This is a genomic window from Meiothermus granaticius NBRC 107808 (assembly GCF_003574355.1).
Lineage (GTDB): Bacteria > Deinococcota > Deinococci > Deinococcales > Thermaceae > Meiothermus > Meiothermus granaticius.
Map to the genome: position 1 here is coordinate 20,445 of NZ_QWLB01000025.1, position 13,218 is coordinate 33,662.

The 13,218-nt window shown below is 63.1% G+C and carries 12 protein-coding genes; 4 read left to right on the top strand and 8 right to left on the bottom strand.

Annotation, left to right across the window (positions count from 1 at the left end; translation table 11 throughout):
• Positions 1-80 precede the first annotated feature (80 nt).
• From leuS to Mgrana_RS09970, 4 genes are all read right to left on the bottom strand, one after another.
• The gene (leuS, locus tag Mgrana_RS09955) at positions 81-2,717 is read right to left on the bottom strand and encodes a leucine--tRNA ligase (RefSeq protein ID WP_119357458.1); all 2,637 of its coding nucleotides are present in this window, start codon (positions 2,715-2,717) and stop codon (positions 81-83) included.
• A gap of 217 nt (positions 2,718-2,934) precedes the next feature.
• Positions 2,935-3,603 (bottom strand): queuosine precursor transporter, encoded by a 669-nt coding sequence (locus Mgrana_RS09960; protein ID WP_119357459.1) that lies wholly within the window; start codon positions 3,601-3,603, stop codon positions 2,935-2,937.
• Between the two features lie 62 nt (positions 3,604-3,665).
• Complete coding sequence (locus Mgrana_RS09965) at positions 3,666-3,863, bottom strand: hypothetical protein (protein ID WP_119357460.1); 198 nt, start codon at positions 3,861-3,863, stop codon at positions 3,666-3,668.
• 115 nt (positions 3,864-3,978) lie between these two features.
• Positions 3,979-4,290, bottom strand: a complete 312-nt coding sequence (locus Mgrana_RS09970; protein WP_119357461.1) for a ComEA family DNA-binding protein — start codon at positions 4,288-4,290, stop codon at positions 3,979-3,981.
• A gap of 164 nt (positions 4,291-4,454) precedes the next feature.
• Between Mgrana_RS09970 and Mgrana_RS09975 the strand changes: the two genes are divergently transcribed.
• Positions 4,455-5,099 carry a hypothetical protein gene (locus tag Mgrana_RS09975; RefSeq protein WP_240631318.1) on the top strand — a complete coding sequence of 215 codons (645 nt, stop codon included), beginning with the start codon at positions 4,455-4,457 and terminating at the stop codon, positions 5,097-5,099.
• Positions 5,100-5,107: 8 nt separating this feature from the next.
• Here Mgrana_RS09975 and Mgrana_RS09980 read toward each other — a convergent pair whose 3' ends face one another.
• Together Mgrana_RS09980 and Mgrana_RS09985 are read right to left on the bottom strand one after the other, a co-directional pair.
• Positions 5,108-5,626, bottom strand: a complete 519-nt coding sequence (locus Mgrana_RS09980; RefSeq protein WP_119357462.1) for a hypothetical protein — start codon at positions 5,624-5,626, stop codon at positions 5,108-5,110.
• Positions 5,627-5,629: 3 nt separating this feature from the next.
• Positions 5,630-6,109, bottom strand: coding sequence for a macro domain-containing protein (locus Mgrana_RS09985; protein WP_119357463.1), 480 nt, complete (start codon positions 6,107-6,109; stop codon positions 5,630-5,632).
• A gap of 69 nt (positions 6,110-6,178) precedes the next feature.
• On the opposite strand from Mgrana_RS09985, the gene Mgrana_RS09990 reads away from it, so the two are divergent.
• Together Mgrana_RS09990 and pepF are read left to right on the top strand one after the other, a co-directional pair.
• Positions 6,179-7,552, top strand: a complete 1,374-nt coding sequence (locus Mgrana_RS09990) for a GH1 family beta-glucosidase (protein WP_119357464.1) — start codon at positions 6,179-6,181, stop codon at positions 7,550-7,552.
• A 16-nt stretch (positions 7,553-7,568) separates the two neighbouring features.
• Complete coding sequence (pepF, locus tag Mgrana_RS09995) at positions 7,569-9,386, top strand: oligoendopeptidase F (protein ID WP_119357465.1); 1,818 nt, start codon at positions 7,569-7,571, stop codon at positions 9,384-9,386.
• An 8-nt stretch (positions 9,387-9,394) separates the two neighbouring features.
• On the opposite strand, the gene Mgrana_RS10000 is transcribed toward pepF, so the two are convergent.
• Together Mgrana_RS10000 and Mgrana_RS10005 are read right to left on the bottom strand one after the other, a co-directional pair.
• On the bottom strand, positions 9,395-10,300 hold the full coding sequence (locus Mgrana_RS10000; protein ID WP_119357466.1) for a leishmanolysin-related zinc metalloendopeptidase: 906 nt from the start codon (positions 10,298-10,300) through the stop codon (positions 9,395-9,397).
• A 63-nt stretch (positions 10,301-10,363) separates the two neighbouring features.
• Positions 10,364-11,971: a peptidase M66 gene (locus tag Mgrana_RS10005; protein ID WP_119357467.1), complete on the bottom strand. Its 1,608-nt coding sequence runs from the start codon at positions 11,969-11,971 to the stop codon at positions 10,364-10,366.
• Between the two features lie 81 nt (positions 11,972-12,052).
• Between Mgrana_RS10005 and proB the strand changes: the two genes are divergently transcribed.
• Positions 12,053-13,216: a glutamate 5-kinase gene (gene proB / locus Mgrana_RS10010; protein WP_119357468.1), complete on the top strand. Its 1,164-nt coding sequence runs from the start codon at positions 12,053-12,055 to the stop codon at positions 13,214-13,216.
• Positions 13,217-13,218: the final 2 nt, after the last annotated feature.

The window sequence follows — 13,218 nt, forward strand, 5'->3', positions numbered from 1 at the left end:
AAGGGGAAACCCCCTAATCGCCCTGTCGCTCAAGGGGCGGGGAAAGGGTCCTGGAGCCCCCAGCTTCGGAAGAACCGGCCTTATCCCTTCACCACGATGTTCAGCAACTTCCCCGGCACGTAGATCTCCTTCACCACCTGCTTCCCCTCGAGCCAGGCCTTTACGTTCTCGATCTCTCGCGCAATCCGCTTCACTTCCTCCTCGCTCGCCTCAGCCGGCACGGTGGCCTTGCCCCGCACTTTGCCCGAGACCTGCACCACCAGCTCGAAGGAATCGGCTACCAACGCAGCCGTATCCACCTCAGGCCAGCGGGCCTGGAACACCGAGCGGCCCTGATCCAGCCAGTGCCACAGCTCCTCAGCCAGGTGCGGGGCAAAGGGCGCGAGCATCTGCAGGTAGTAGCGGATGGCGGTGCGATAGACGGGGGAGACCGCCCGCTCCTTGCGGTAATCGTAGAGGGCGTTGAGCAGCTCCATCAGGGCCGCAACCGCGGTGTTGAAACGGAGGTTCTCGATGTCCTCGCCGACTTTCTTGAGGGTCCGGTGGAGCTTTTGATAGAGGGCCCTATCGGCCCCACTGAGCGCAGCGGGCTCGAGCCCCTCGGAAACCCTCTCCAACTCGGCCCGATCTTCACTGACCCGGCGAAAGACCCGGTTGAGGAAGCGCCAACTGCCCTGCACCCCCTCCTCGGTCCAGACCATCTCGTTCTCGGGTGGGGCGGCGAACAGGATGGTCACTCGAGCGATATCGGCCCCCTGCTCCTTCACAAATGGCCCCACCATCACCCCGTTGCCCAGGCTCTTGCTCATCACCGCCGGTTTCCAAAAGTACGTCTGCCCCCCCTCCTGGCGCAGCTCGGCCCCGCCCTTCTCGGCCTCTTCTACGGTGAGGCCCTGGGGGAGCTCGAGCTTGCTGCGCCGGGCATCGTCGAGGAAATGGATGCGCCCTTCACGGAGCTCCACCTGGCCCACGTTCGTCCAGCCCATCACCATCCCCTGGGTGAACAGGCCCTCAAAGGGTTCTTCGGCTTCGACCAGGCCCAGGTCGTGCAGGAACTTGGTGAAGAACCGACTATAGAGCAAGTGCAGGATGGCGTGCTCGATCCCGCCAATGTACTGGTCAACCGGCATCCAGAAGTTGGCCTTGGCGGGGTCGAAGGGCTGGTTGGGGTTTTGCGCGTCGGTGTAGCGCAGGAAGTACCAGGACGAGTCGAAGAAGGTGTCCATGGTATCGGTATCGCGCCGAGCCTTACCCCCGCACTTGGGGCACTCGCACTCGTAGAATTCGGGGTGCGCCGCCAGGGGGCTCTTGCCCTTGGGGCGGATGTCGTCCACGTCGCGCAGGGTGGGCAGCTCGACCGGCAACTGCTCGTAGGGCACCGGCACAATACCGCAGCGTTCGCAGTGAATCATGGGGATGGGGGTGCCCCAGTAGCGCTGGCGGCTAATGAGCCAGTCGCGCAGGCGGTAGTTGACCTTGCCCTCCCCGATGCCCTTTTCCTCCATCCAGGCGATCACTTTCTTTTTGGCCTCCTCCATGTAGAGGCCGTCCAGGAAATCCGAATTAATGGCAGGGCCATCCTCGGTGTAGGCTTTGCCTTGCCAGCCCTCGGGTGGCTGCACCGTGCGGATGATTTCCAACCCGAACTTCTCGGCAAACTCCCAGTCGCGCTCGTCCTGCCCCGGTACGGCCATGATGGCCCCGGTGCCATAACCCGAGAGCACATAATCGGCAATCCAGACCGGAATCTCCTTGCCGTTGGCCGGGTTGAGGGCGTAAGCTCCGGTAAAAACCCCGGTTTTCTCGCGATCTTCGCGCTGGCGCTCGACCTCGCTTTTCATCTTGGCTGCCGACACATAGGCCTCTACGGCCTCTTTTTGCTGCGGGGTGGTAATCTGGGCCACCAGCTCGTGTTCGGGGGCCAGCACCATGAAGGTAGCCCCAAAGATGGTATCGGGGCGCGTGGAGAACACGCGGATTTTGGCTTCGTGCCCTTTGACCTGGAAGTCGAACTCCGCACCCTGGCTCTTCCCGATCCAGGCCCGCTGCATGGCCTTGACCTTTTCGGGCCAGCGGGGGAGCTTTTCCAGGTCGGTCAGCAGGCGCTCGGCATAGTCGGTAATTTTGAGGTACCACTGCTCGAGCTCCCGCTTCTCGACCAGTGCCCCACTGCGCCAGCCCCGTCCGTCAATCACCTGCTCGTTGGCCAGCACGCTTTGTTCAACCGGATCCCAGTTGACCAGGCTCTTCTTGCGGTAGACCAGGCCCCGCTCGTACATCTTGAGGAAGATCCACTGGTTCCACCGGTAATACTCAGGGGTGCAGGTGGTGACCTCACGGCTCCAGTCGTAGCGAATGCCCATCAGACCCAGGGATTCCTTGGACTGCTGGATGTTGCCAAACGTCCAGTCGGCGGGTGAGACCCCGAACTTGAGCGCGGCGTTTTCCGCAGGCAGGCCAAAAGCGTCCCAGCCAAAGGGGTGCAGCACGTGGTAGCCCTGCTGAGTCCGGAAGCGGGCCAGGGCGTCGCCCATGGTGTAGTTCTTCAGGTGGCCCATGTGCAGGTCGCCCGAAGGGTAGGGGAACATCACCAGAATGTAGGCCTTTTTGGTGCCACCAGGGCCTTCTTTGGCCTCGAGCAAGCCTATCTCGTCCCAGTATTTCTGCCATTTGGGCTCGAGCTCGTGGGGGTTGTATTTGTCGGTAGTGGGAACCATGCGCTCTCCTAAAGTTCAACGAGCTATTTTATGGGTTTGACCCAGGCAAGAACAGGGTTAGCCGGGTATGGGCGGGGGCCTCCAGAAACAAAAACCCCCCTTCAAGGAGAAGGGGGAATCCCATCCAAATAGGCCTCCCCTAAGGCAGGGCTAGGAGCATAAACTTCATGAAATTAAGCATAGCACGGCTTGAACCCAAGCCGCACCGGCTTTGGCCTCAGCGCAGGGCAAAGGGATTGAAGTTGGTATCGCGGTCATAGTAGTCCTCCTGCTCGTTGCGCTTGAGAAACCCCACCACCGCGTAGGTCAGCGGGGTGAACAAGGCTTCCACCCCACACTTGAAGACATAGTTGGAAACGAACACCGTCCACAAAAGCGTGGGACTCCACACCCCGTAAAAGGCCACCAGCAAAAAGACCGAGGTGTCGAAAAGCTGCCCCACCAGGGTCGAGCCCAGGGTGCGGGTCCAGAGCCAGCGGCCCTGGGTGAGCAGTTTCATCTTGGCCAGCACATAGCTGTTGATGAACTCACCGACCCAGTAGGCCACCAAGCTGCCCAGGGCGATGCGCGGGACCAGGCCGAGGATGCTCGAGAAGGCCTGGGCCGTTCCAGCCTGGTCCTTGGGGGTGGGCAGGAGATTCACCACCCCAAAGGTAAGGGTGGCCAGCGCCAGCATGGCGAAACCCGTCCAGATCACCCGGCGGCTTCTCCGGTAGCCATAGACCTCGGTCAGCACATCGCCAAAAATGTAAGCCAATGGAAACAGCAGGGTTCCGCCATCAAAGGTGAAGGGCCCCAACACCACCACCTTAGTGCTGGCGACGTTGGAGACCACCAACACCACCACAAAAAAGGCCGTGATCAGATCAAGGTAGCGGTAGCGCATAACACGAGATTGTACATGGGCCTAGGCGCTACCCGGCAACCAGGGGTGGGTTTCGAGGTTGGCTAACCTTTATCTTTGGAGGAATCTTGGCTGGGCTCCTCTTCTTTGGGGGTTATCGCTCCCAGGGTCGGGATGGGGTCGCTGGCCGGGAAGGTCTCCTCGAGGGCCTCGTCCAGATCCTGCTGGCTGAGCTCCTCCGCGGTCTTGTCCGGTAGGGTTTCGGGGAGATGCGGATTGGATTGGTTTACAGGGTTTGCCATAGCACCCCCTCCTTTTAGCCCCTAGTCTAGGGCCTTGGCCGAGCCGTGGGGTGAGATAAGCAACAGAAAACCCAGCCCTTGGGCCAGGTTCATTCTCCATTAGAAAAGAGATCGCCTACTTGTACAAGAAGCAGGGCCGGAACTTAACAATGTTCTTTTCACCAATGCCCTTGACCTTGGCGACCAACTCGGCTTCATCTTTGTAGGGACGACCCTTGATGATGGCCTCAGCCGTTTTCATCCCGATCCCAGGAATCTTGTCGAGATCGGCAGCGGTCGCGGTGTTGACATTGACCGGCTTCACCGCGCAAGCAGCGGGGGCGCTGCTGGAGCTTGAGCCGGTCTTGGTGGAGCCGCTTTGGCCGAATACCGAGGCACCTGCGATGGCCAACGAAGCCAGCGCCAGTACAAGAAATTTGCTCTTCATGCTCTCCTCCTCGTACACCTTACCGGGGTACCGCTTCAGTTTCGAAGCTGGCCGTGAAGCGCACATGAAACTTGGGATCAAACCCCACACCCCAAGCGGCCTCGGGTTAGCCTGATTCCCAAGCCTCCCATCTCCCCCTCCTCAAACCTCGGCATAATAGCCCTGTGAAACTCCGCCTCCTCCTCCTTGGGACCGCCATGGCCCTTCTCTCCTGTGCCCCCAACCGCACCTCAGACCCGGCCTACCTCTCGGCCTATGCCCAAACCCCCCGCCTGAACGTGGCCTGTGTGGGCGAGTCCAACCGCCCTGGGCCGGTGCTCGAGTTCGGGCCCAACGCCTGCACCCTGGTTCTCTACCCCACCGATGCCCGGGACGTAAACCGGGCGGAATACACCGTGACCATCTTCTACCGCGCTCCCGCGGGAAACCTCTTCAGTTCGCGGTTTGAGAACCGCACCCGGGAAATCAAGGGCGATACCCCGATGAGCTATACCCAGGCCGCCACCGCCAGTTTCCCGGTTTACATACCCGACACCAACTTCTTTCGCATCACCGGACGGCTCCTGGAGAGCACCTTCAAGGTGGTGCTGTCCTTGGCCCCTGCCGCACTGGGCAATTACCTGGGTATACCCATCCCCGCCATCGGCCTGGACAAGACCACCGAGGGCCTCTACAAGCAGATGAGCACCGCCATCAACGACCTCATCAACAACAAAGAGCAGCCCTATGCGGTACAGGTCACCGCGCGGCTGTGCGGGCCACAGCTGTGCAGCCCGGCTCAGAGCCAACTGATCAAGCTACCCCAGTAGCCCCCGGTTCAGATCCTGGACTCCCATCGTCTCTCCCTGCCCAGCACCGCGCCTCCAACCAATGCCAACCCCAGGTTGACCCACAACCAAGCCAGATCGGCCCTCCGACCCGAGATCCAGGTCAGGTTGCCAAAGAACACGATGTCCCAAAACAGATGGGAGGCCAGCCCCAGGGCAAAGGGGAAGACCAGGCGGGGTTGGAACCCCACCGCCCAGGCGAACAGCAGCAGGGGCAACACGCTGTGGCTGAGGGGGTTGCGGTGAAAGCCAATCCCAAACACCAAGTCCCAATCGGGAACCCAGCTTCCCAGGTAGAGTGCGCACAGCGCAGGAATCCACTCCCCCAGCCCTCGAGGCCTGTACACTGCTCCCCAGCCGAACAGCCCCAGAACCAGCCAAAACACCCCCGCAACCCCGGCGTGAATCAGGCGATCGGTGGAAAACGCGGCCAGCCGGGGCAGGAACTCCGACAGCAGCACGGCCAGAAGGGTAAATCCGACCAGGCCGAGGCTGCGCGAGGCCGTCATGGCTTAAAGGGCCCGGCGGATGGCGGCTTCATCCGCGCGGGTAAACCCGTAGAGGGTCACTTCCAGGGTATCCGGGGCCACCTTGATCTCCTCGAGCATCACCTGGGCTACCGCCTCCACCTCCAACCCCCCGACCCCGGTGCCCAGGAGCGGGAAGGCCAGGAGGTGAATATCCTGATCCTGAGCCAGCTTGAGCGCGCTTCGGGTAGCCGCCCGCACGGTCTCGAGGCTAGCCGGTTGATCCCCCAGCACCGCGGCATGGATCACGTACCGCACCTTGAGCTGGCCCGCCCCGGTGATGGCCGCCTCCCCCACTCGAATCGGCCCGATGGTGTCACAGGCTTGCTGGATGCTCGGCCCTCCCTTGCGGGCGATGGCCCCAGCCACCCCAGCCCCGAGCTGGAGGTGATTGTTGGCCGCATTGACGATGGCTTGCCCCTCGAACTCGGTAATATCCCCCTGAGCGACTCGGATCAAAGCCATGCCTCGATTCTAAAGGACTCCCCCAGGGATTCCCTTCCCACCCCCCCGATAGGGTAGATTGGGCCCCAGATGGCCGATTTGAGCGCTTCTGATTTTGGTCCTGAGTTTCGCTGGGGAGCCGCCACCGCCGCGTATCAAATCGAAGGTGCGGTGGCCGAGGATGGGCGGGGGGCCAGCATTTGGGACACCTTCAGCCACACCCCAGGCAAGGTTCGGGGGGGAGACAACGGCGATGTGGCCTGCGATCACTACCACCGCTACCGTGAGGACCTCAGGCTGGCCTACGAGATGGGGATGTGGGTCTATCGCTTCTCGCTGGCTTGGCCCCGAATTCTCCCAGAGGGACGGGGCAGGCCCAACCCCAAGGGGCTGGACTTTTACCATCGGGTCATTGACCGCACCCTCGAGCTGGGCTTAGAGCCCTGGGTTACGCTGTACCACTGGGACCTGCCCCAAGCCCTGGAGGATCAGGGGGGGTGGACCAACCGCGAGGTTGTGGGTTGGTTTAGCGATTACGCCGCGCTGTGCGCCCGGGCCTTTGGGGATCGGGTGCGAAACTGGATGGTGCTCAATGAGCCTTTTGTCTTCACCACCCTGGGCTACATGCTGGGCACCCATGCCCCTGGGCGCAAGGGCCTGGGCCACTACCTCCCCGCCATCCACCACGCGGCCCTGGCGCAGGCCGAAGGCGGGCACGTGCTGCGCCAGATGCTGCCGGGGGCCCAGATCGGCACCACCTTCTCGGCTTCCTATGTGCAGCCCCTAAACCCCTGGCCCTGGAACCGGGGAGCCGCGGCCCGGATGGATGCCCTGGTCAACCGGCTGTTTCTCGAGCCCGCCCTTGGGCTAGGGTATCCCTGGCGCACCCTGCCCTTCTTACACCTCATGCGCCGCCACATCCGCCCAGGGGACCTCGAGCGCCTGGGGTTTGAGTTTGACTTCATCGGCCTCCAAACCTACTTCCGCATGATCGTGGGCTTCAGCCTGACCGATTTTGGCAACTTCGCCCGCGAGGTTCCCCACGCCAAGCGGGCCCGGCTCAACCCCACCCCCTGGAGCGGAACCCTCACCGCGATGGGCTGGGAAGTCTGGCCGGAAAACCTCTACCGCCTGCTCAAGCAGTTCGGGGCCTATCCAGGGGTAAAAAAGATCGTGGTCACCGAGAACGGGGCCGCTTTTCCGGACACCGTGCGGGAGGGTCGGGTGGCCGACCCTGAGCGCTTGCGGTTCATCCAGGAGAGCTTGGGGTATGTGCTCAAGGCCCAGCGCGAGGGGGTTCCGGTCAAGGGTTACCTGGTCTGGAGCCTGCTGGACAACTTCGAGTGGGCCGAGGGCTACCATCCCCGTTTCGGGCTGGTCTATGTAGACTACCCCCAGCAGCAGCGCATATTGAAGGACTCGGGGCGCTGGTTTGCCCGCTTTCTGACCAGAGGGTCAGTTTGAGGGTAGAATCGTCCCCATGACCTCGCTGCCTAAGCGCACCGAACTCCCCAAGGAACAAACCTGGAACCTCGAGCCCCTCTTTGCTTCCGAAAGCCAATGGCAAAGCGCCCTGGAGCGGGTCTCGGCCTCGATTCAAGCCCTCGAGCCCTTCGCAGGCCGCTTAGCGGAAAGCGGGCAAACCTTGCTGGCCGCGCTGGAAACCCGCGAGCAAATAGGCCTCGAGGCCTCCAAGGTGACCATGTACGCCTCGCTCCAGCAGTCCACCGACGGGGGTAATGCCCTCTACACCAGCATGCTCAGCCAGGCCCGGGCGGTGATGGCACAGGTGGCGGCGGCGGCCGCCTACATCGAACCCGAAATCTTGGCCATCCCGGCCGAGCGGCTCGAGGCCCTCATCGCTCAGGAGCCTGGGTTGGCGCTCTACCGGCATTATTTCGAGGGCTTGCGGCTGCGCCAACCCCATGTGCGCAGCGCCGAGGTAGAGGCCGTGCTGGCCCAGGCTTCGGACCCCCTGGGGGGGCACAGCGCAACCGCCAGCGCCGCGACCAACGCCGATATGACCTTCCGAGCGGTGGAGTTCGGGGGGCAGCAGCTCGCGGTCTCCCACAGCAGCATCGGCGAACTGCTGGTGCACCCAGAGGCGGCGGTGCGCAAAGCGGCCTGGGAGTCCTATGCCGATGGCCACTTGGCCTTCCAACACACCCTGGCTTCTACCCTGCAAGGCAGCATCAAGAGCTACGTTTTCGGGACCCGGGCCCGGGGCTACCGCAGCAGCCTCGAGCGGGCGCTCAGCGTGGGTCGCACCGTGAACAACATCCCCCGCAGCGTCTTCGACAACCTGTTGGCGGTTTTCGAAGCCAACCTGCCCACCTGGCACCGTTTCTGGCAACTTCGCCGGAAGGCCAAGGGCGGACGGTTGCCCAACCCCGATGTCCCCCTCTACGACGCTCCAGCCCCCCTGGTGCCAAGCCCCAGGGTCAGCTTCCGGGAGGCGGCTGAGATCATCTGCCGGGGGATGGAACCCTTGGGAGCGGAATACGTCGAGCCCATGCGCCGGGGGTTGCTCGAGGAGCGCTGGGTGGACTGGGGCCAGAATATCGGAAAGCGGGCTGGGGCCTATTCCTCAGGGCTCAAGGGAACCTTTCCCTACATCTTCATGAGCTGGTCGGACGATCTGTTCTCGCTCTCCACCCTGGCCCACGAGCTCGGCCACTCCATGCACTCCTATTTTTCCCGCAACACCCAGCCCGCCGTTTACGCCAACTATTCCCTATTCATCGCGGAGGTGGCCTCCAACTTCAACCAAGCCCTGGTGCGCGCAATGCTGCTGCGCGAGGCCAAAACCCCGGAGTACAAGTTGGCTGTGCTGGAGGAAGCCTTTGCCAACTTCCACCGCTACCTCTTCGTGATGCCCACCCTGGCCAAGTTTGAGAAGGAGCTGTACGAGCGGATTGAGGCTGGAGGAGCCCTCTCCGCCCCTTTCCTCAATGCCCGGCTGGCCGAGCTGTTTAGCCAAGGCTATGGTGGGGCCGTAGAGATTGACCCAGAGCGGCTGGGTTCGGGCTGGATGAACTTTTCACACCTCTACCAGCCTTTCTATGTTTACCAGTACGCCACCGGGATCGCCGCCGCCAATGCCCTGGCCCAGGGGGTGCTCGAGCAAGGCCCGGCCGCGGCCCAGCGGTACCTGCAATTCCTCAAGGTAGGGGACTCGGTTTATCCTCTGGAAGCCCTTCAGATCGCCGGGATTGACATGACCCGCCCAGAGCCAGTGGAGCGCGGCTTTGCGGTGCTCAAGGCCATGGTGGATGAGCTCGAGGGCTTAGTGGGCTAGCAGGGGTCTCACTTGCGGTCGTTGACCACCCCGATGGGGTGGATCAGCCGGGTGACCCAGGGTTGAGCCAGGGATTGGGTGTAGGTTGCGCTGGGCAGGCTGTAGGCATCCGCGGCCCCGTAGTTGACGGTATAGCCTAAGTCCTGCATGGAGCCAATGGTTACCCGGCTCAGGGGGTTTTTGCTGCCGATATACCCGGTCATGAGCTCATCCCCAAACACCGCCTTGCTCCAGTGGCTGTCACAGGTGCCTAGCCCACCTCCGGTCTCCAGGGGGATATTTCCCGTCCCCCCAAGGCGTTGCCACTCCCGCAGGGCGTTGGTTCCCACGAATTGGGGGTTGCTGCCACAACTCGCCCCGTTGCCCACACCGGTCGCCAGGGCTCGCCCATACTCGTTCCAGAGGGTGCCAAACCCCAGTACGTGGGCCATCTCGTGGGTGACGGTTGCCAGCAGCAAACCTCGGCTCTCGAGGTCGTTCACATCTGCCGAGTCCAGGGTGATCACCCCGTAAATCGGAAGGTTGCTGCTGCTGCGGATCAGGCAGGGCCCAGAACTGCCCAAGGTGCCGCCCACCCCGTCCATGGGCTTAACCACCAGGTCTATGCGCACGCTGTTCACGGGGCCGCTATAGGCCGGCAGACTGCTGTCGCAGGTGTTGCTGCTATCGGTGTTGACGGTAAGGGTGGTGGCGGGCAACCCCACCGTAATCACTTGCTGCCAGCGCGCAGCCGCCTGCTGAAAGATGGCCTGCTGGCTGCTGCTCACCGAGTTGACGATGTTGAGGTCAATCTTGAATGAAGACGAGGTACCAGGAATACCCGCGAGCCCGCTCGAGGCGCCGGGGGTACCCGTGCCCCCACATCCCACCAAAACCCCAAGCAACAAAAACCCTACCCAACCCCTGTGGTTCATAGGGTTGAGCCTAAAAACGGAAGATGAATCTTTGGAGCATCTAGGGTGAAGATTTGATGAACCTCAGCGAGGGAACTCGAGCCGCACCGAGTTGACCCCATCGGAGAGCACTACCTCGAACCGCCCTCCGACAGGCAGACCTTGGGTAGCGATCTGGGCGCTTCCACCCCTTAGCCACAGCCCTAGGGTGGTGCGCTCCGTCCCCAGGTGGGCCACCGAGGCATAGGGATACGAGGCCGAGTCCCACTTTAGGCTGAGCACGCCGCTGGTCTCGCCCAGGGAAACCCCCGGAGCGCTCTGAGGGCGCAACCCCACCGCCCGTTGCAGCAGGCTCCGGCTGCCGCTGCGCACCTCGAGCCCCATCACCGCACCGGGGTTGGGGATGCTGAAGCTGAAGTGCTCCTCGGCAAAGCCGGGGTCGGGGTCGGTGCCGGGACCATGGGGCGCCTCGAGCGGCACGCTCGAAAACGAGATCTCGCGCAACCCCGCGGGGGTCTCCAAGCGAAGGGTGTAGGGCCCTGGCCGGGGCGGGTCAGGCACAGCCCAGACGCGCTGCAGGGGGTTGAGCCAGAGCTCCCCTTTGTGCACCTTACCGCTCACCAACAGCACCTCCTGGGCCACCGTCAGAGACTGGGCTTGAGGGGGATTGTTCTCGAGATAGGCCTGGATCTTGCCGTAGGTGTAGTCGGAGATCCACTGGGGGCCGCAGTAGCTCATCACATCTTTGTACTTGGCCGGGTCATAAAGGGCACCGCCCAGACTATAGCCCCAGGAACCGATGGAGGCCCCCGCATACGCGCTGGGCCAGTTGGTCTCGAGGCCATCGCTGGTGTCACAGGGAGCGTGGTACATGCTCAGGTTATGCCCGAGCTCGTGGGTCATCACCCAGGCTGAGCTGTTGGCAGCATCCCAGCTCACCGAAACCCCTCTGGCGATGTAGCCGATACCGGCAATCCCACCACTGTATCCAACCTTGACCACCCCGGCATAGTAGCGGCGGCTCCCATCGCTGGAGCGAAGGGTAGAGAGCGCACTCAGCAGCGAAGACCAATCGCTGGAGGGGCCCTGAAAGGGCGCTCCGTAGGTAAAGGGGGCTCGAGCCAGGGTCTGTAGATCCCTTACCGGCAGCATGTCCTTGAGCAGGTCGGTAGAAGGCAGGGTAGGAGGGGTGCTCTGCCCCTGGGTGAGGATCGGCACCAGGGTCAGGTAGAGCACGGTTCCAGCCCCCACGGCGGGCTTGAGGGTTTGAAGGAGGCTCGATCCAGCGGAATCCGCATAAAGCCGCACCTCGAGCCCGCTCGCTACCCACCCCGCAGGTAGGGTAGCGGTGTAGGTGCTGCCCAGATCGCCCGGGCCCGCTGGAGTGGTGGGGAGGGTGGGGGGGCCCTGCAGGCTCAGGCGGCCCTGAAGGGCCGAACCCAGGTACACCTCCGCCCTGAGGTTGGCCGGGAGTTCAGCCTGAGCCCCTACCGCGTAAACCCGCAGCAAGGCCGGTTTTCCCGCCACCAGCCTTGGGGTGCTGCTGAGCACGCTCTGACCCCACTCAACCCGGGAGAGGGAGACCTGGCTCGAGCCCGGGGTCGGCGAACTGGGGGAGGTCGGGAGGGTCGAGCTCTGGGTCGAGCAGGCCGCCAGAGCCAAGAGCAGGATTAGGGGCGGGGCCTTGGTCATGATGCCCCCCTATTGTCCGGCAGCCCACCGCCTCCTTGCGGTGAGAAATGACCCGAGTGGCGTTACGATAAAAGATAGCTAATGGAGAAGCGCTTTCCCCTCCCTCCGGAACCCTACCACCGCCTGGTCATCAAGGTGGGCAGTGCGGTGCTGGCAGGCTCGAGCGGGCTTAACCCCACCCGGCTGCACGACCTCGCCCGCCAGATCGCACAGCTGCGGGCCGAGGGTCGCGAGGTGGTTCTGGTTTCCTCAGGGGCCATGGCCTCTGGCGTGGCCAAGCTCGGCCTAAAGGGCCGCCCCAAAACCATGCCCGGCAAGCAAGCCGTGGCCGCGGTGGGGCAGCCGCTGTTGATGCGCGCCTGGACCGAGGCTTTTGCCAAACTGGATCACGCTCCAACCCCCGAGATCGCCCAGATCCTCCTTACCGCCGAAGACCTGGCCCATCGCCACCGATACCTCAATGCCCGACACACCCTGGAAACCTTGCTCTCCTGGGGCATCCTCCCGATCATCAATGAGAACGACACGGTGATGACCGACGAGATTAAGTTTGGCGACAACGATCAGCTCTCGGCGCTCATCGCTTCGCTGGTAGGGGCGGATTTGCTGGTGCTGCTCTCGGACATAGATGCCCTTTTCAACACGGACCCGCGCTCCAACCCTGGGGCTCAGCCCATCCCCTACGTCGAGCAGGTGGATGCCGCGGTAATGGCCATGGCTGGGGAAAGCCCCAACGCGGTCGGCACCGGCGGGATGAGGAGCAAGCTCCTGGCGGCTGAAAAAGCCCAGGCTGCCGGGATTCCCATGCTGCTGCTGCCGGGAACCCGCCCGGGGGCGGTGCTCGAGGCCCTGGCCGGTCAGCCCCTGGGTACGCTATTTGCTGGGGGCAACCGCCGCTACAGCGGCAAAAAGCTCTGGCTCTACCAGCTTCCCAAACCCCAGGGCGAGGTCGTGGTGGATGCTGGGGCGGCCCAGGCCCTGCGCCAGGGGGGGGCCTCGCTGCTCCCCGCGGGGATTCGTGGGGTACGGGGGAACTTCGGGGTAGGCGAGGCGGTGAAATGCCTCGATGAGGGGGGGCGGCTGATCGGAATCGGGCTGGTGAACTACTCTTCTGCCGAGCTAGCCCGCATCAAAGGGGTCAAAACCCGTGAGATCGAGGGAATTCTCGGGTACAAGCATTCCGACGAAGCCATCCACCGTGACTATTTCGCCCTGGGGAACGAACTCGAGGTCGCCAAGCCGTAAAG

Coding starts and splice junctions, on each gene's coding strand:
- Mgrana_RS10000 (WP_119357466.1), bottom strand. CDS start 10,300: ATGAACCACAGGGGTTGGGTAGGGTTTTTGTTGCTTGGGGTTTTGGTG.
- pepF (WP_119357465.1), top strand. CDS start 7,569: ATGACCTCGCTGCCTAAGCGCACCGAACTCCCCAAGGAACAAACCTGG.
- leuS (WP_119357458.1), bottom strand. CDS start 2,717: ATGGTTCCCACTACCGACAAATACAACCCCCACGAGCTCGAGCCCAAA.
- Mgrana_RS09985 (WP_119357463.1), bottom strand. CDS start 6,109: ATGGCTTTGATCCGAGTCGCTCAGGGGGATATTACCGAGTTCGAGGGG.
- Mgrana_RS10005 (WP_119357467.1), bottom strand. CDS start 11,971: ATGACCAAGGCCCCGCCCCTAATCCTGCTCTTGGCTCTGGCGGCCTGC.
- Mgrana_RS09970 (WP_119357461.1), bottom strand. CDS start 4,290: ATGAAGAGCAAATTTCTTGTACTGGCGCTGGCTTCGTTGGCCATCGCA.
- Mgrana_RS09980 (WP_119357462.1), bottom strand. CDS start 5,626: ATGACGGCCTCGCGCAGCCTCGGCCTGGTCGGATTTACCCTTCTGGCC.
- Mgrana_RS09965 (WP_119357460.1), bottom strand. CDS start 3,863: ATGGCAAACCCTGTAAACCAATCCAATCCGCATCTCCCCGAAACCCTA.
- Mgrana_RS09990 (WP_119357464.1), top strand. CDS start 6,179: ATGGCCGATTTGAGCGCTTCTGATTTTGGTCCTGAGTTTCGCTGGGGA.
- proB (WP_119357468.1), top strand. CDS start 12,053: ATGGAGAAGCGCTTTCCCCTCCCTCCGGAACCCTACCACCGCCTGGTC.
- Mgrana_RS09960 (WP_119357459.1), bottom strand. CDS start 3,603: ATGCGCTACCGCTACCTTGATCTGATCACGGCCTTTTTTGTGGTGGTG.